The sequence below is a fragment of the Micromonospora phytophila genome (assembly GCF_023656545.1).
GTDB lineage: Bacteria > Actinomycetota > Actinomycetes > Mycobacteriales > Micromonosporaceae > Micromonospora > Micromonospora phytophila.
The window spans coordinates 1-2,036 of sequence record NZ_JAMOKF010000568.1 but is presented as its reverse complement, the minus strand read 5'-3'; the positions used below and the strand labels follow the sequence as shown (position 1 = coordinate 2,036).

Genomic DNA, 2,036 nt, shown 5'->3' with positions numbered 1-2,036 from the left:
GACCCGGCGGGCCGCGGGTCGGCCGCTCCCGGACGGTCGGGAGCGGCGCCGTCCGCCGTCGCGTCGGTGGGTGACGCCGACCGTACGGCCGACCCGGCCGCCCCGGGGTCGGGCAGCCGGGCGAGCGCCCCGGTGAGGATGCGGGCCGCCTCGGCGGCCGAGGGCCGGTCGACCGGATCCTTGGCCAGGCACCAGAGGTAGAGCCGACCGATGCTCGGCGGCACCCCGTCGACCTCCGGCAGCGGGCCCGGTTCAGCGTACGCGTGCGCCCGCAACATCCCGGTCTGGGTCTCGGTCCGCCACGGCAGCCGGCCGGCGAGGACCCGGTAGAGGAGCAGGCCGAGCGCGTAGACGTCGGAGGCGGGCAGCACCTCGCCGAGGTCGAGCCGCTCGGGGGCCAGGTAGGCGGGGGTGCCCAGCAGCCGCCCCTCGAAGTCGATTTCGGGAGTGCCGGCGACGGCGGCGATGCCGAAGTCGACGAGCTTCGCCCCGGACGGGGTCAGCATCACGTTCTCCGGCTTGACGTCCCGGTGCACGAGCCCCTGGGCGTGCGCGGCCGCGAGACCGGCGGCGACCTCCGCGCACACCCGCAGGGCGGCCCTGGCCGGCAGCGTCCCGGCGGCGAGCCGCCGCGCGAGCGTACGGCCGGAGAGCAGTTCCATGACGACGAAGGGCACCCGTTCGCCGGAGAGCAGGGCCTCGCCGTAGTCGTAGACGTTGGTGACGTTCGGATGCGACATCCGGGCTGCCGCCTTCGCCTCGGCCTGGATCCGCCGCCGGGCCGACGGGTCGGTCGCGACGAGCACCTTGACCGCCACGTCGCGTTCCAGCACCTCGTCGTGCGCCCGCCAGACCACGGACATGCCGCCCCTGCCGAGGAGCTCGCCCAGCCGGTAGCGGCCGGCAAGCAACTGATCACGCTGCACAGCCGACAGCCTGCCCCACCGGGCGGCAGGACACCACCCGCGTATCGGACGTGTCCGACAGGCCGGTGTCCACTTCGGCCCGACCCCGGCGGCCGGCGAAGCCTCCACCGCACCTCGTGGTCATCGCACGGGCGGCTCCATCGTGGTCACCTCTCCCCGTCGACGGCCCCTGTCGTAGCCATCGACGGGGATCGGGCAACCGGCGTCAGTGCCGGGCGGGCGGCGTCCAGCCGAAGCGGGGCGGGCGGCGCTCGTGGAAGGCCGCCACGCCCTCGCGGGCCTCGCCGCTGGCCCGGACCTGCCCGTGCCACCAGGCGATCCGTTCCTCGTCCGCCCGGCCGTCGATGATCTCCTTGGCCGCGGCGACGCTGAGCTGCGAACGGGCCGCGACGGCGGCGACGATCTCGTCCACCCGGGCGGCGAGGCCGTCCACCGGGAGCACCTCGTCCACCAGGCCGATCCGCAGCGCCCGCTCGGCGTCGACCAGCTCGGCGGTGAAGAGCAGGTGCTTGGCCGCGGCCGGGCCGACCAGCCGGGCCAGCCGGCGGGTGGTCGGCGCCGGATAGACCAGGCCCAACCGGGCCGGCGGTACGCCGAACCGGGCGTCGTCGGCGGCGATCCGCAGGTCGCAGGCGACGGCGAGCTGACATCCGCCCCCGACGCAGGCGCCCCGGACGGCGGCGACCGTCGGCTTGGCGAAGGCGGCCAGCCGCTCCTCGGCGGCGACCGCGATGCTGGCGTCGCCGGCGTCCAGCAGCTCGTCCAGGTCGCCGAGGTCGGCGCCGGCGCAGAAGGTGCCGTCCGCGCCGGTGAGCACCAGCGCCCGGACGGCGGGGTCGGCCTCCAGCCCGTCGAGCAGTCCCGGCAGCCGACGCCACATCGCGGTGGTCATCGCGTTGCGCCGCCCCGGGTTGTGGATCACCACCGTCGCCACCGCACCGGTCACCTCGACGAGGAGTTCCGCGTCCGCCACCGTCACCACCCCTTCGCACCGGCCGTGCCGCCGGGGTCGGCGGCGCCGGTGCGGCGACCATAACGGCGCGGACCCGACGACCAGCCGGGCGGGGTGGCCGGCCGGGGCCGGGTGGTCGGGGCGGGGCCGGTGGTCGG

General features: G+C 76.5%; 2 protein-coding genes. Both read right to left on the bottom strand.

The genetic code is table 11. The annotated features are described in order from the left end of the window. A partial coding sequence (locus NCC78_RS31305; protein WP_372495244.1) for a serine/threonine-protein kinase occupies positions 1 to 926 on the bottom strand: 926 nt, incomplete at its 3' end. A 205-nt stretch (positions 927 to 1,131) separates the two neighbouring features. Further along, the gene (locus NCC78_RS31300; RefSeq protein ID WP_250799037.1) at positions 1,132 to 1,905 is read right to left on the bottom strand and encodes an enoyl-CoA hydratase/isomerase family protein; all 774 of its coding nucleotides are present in this window, start codon (positions 1,903 to 1,905) and stop codon (positions 1,132 to 1,134) included. Positions 1,906 to 2,036: the final 131 nt, after the last annotated feature.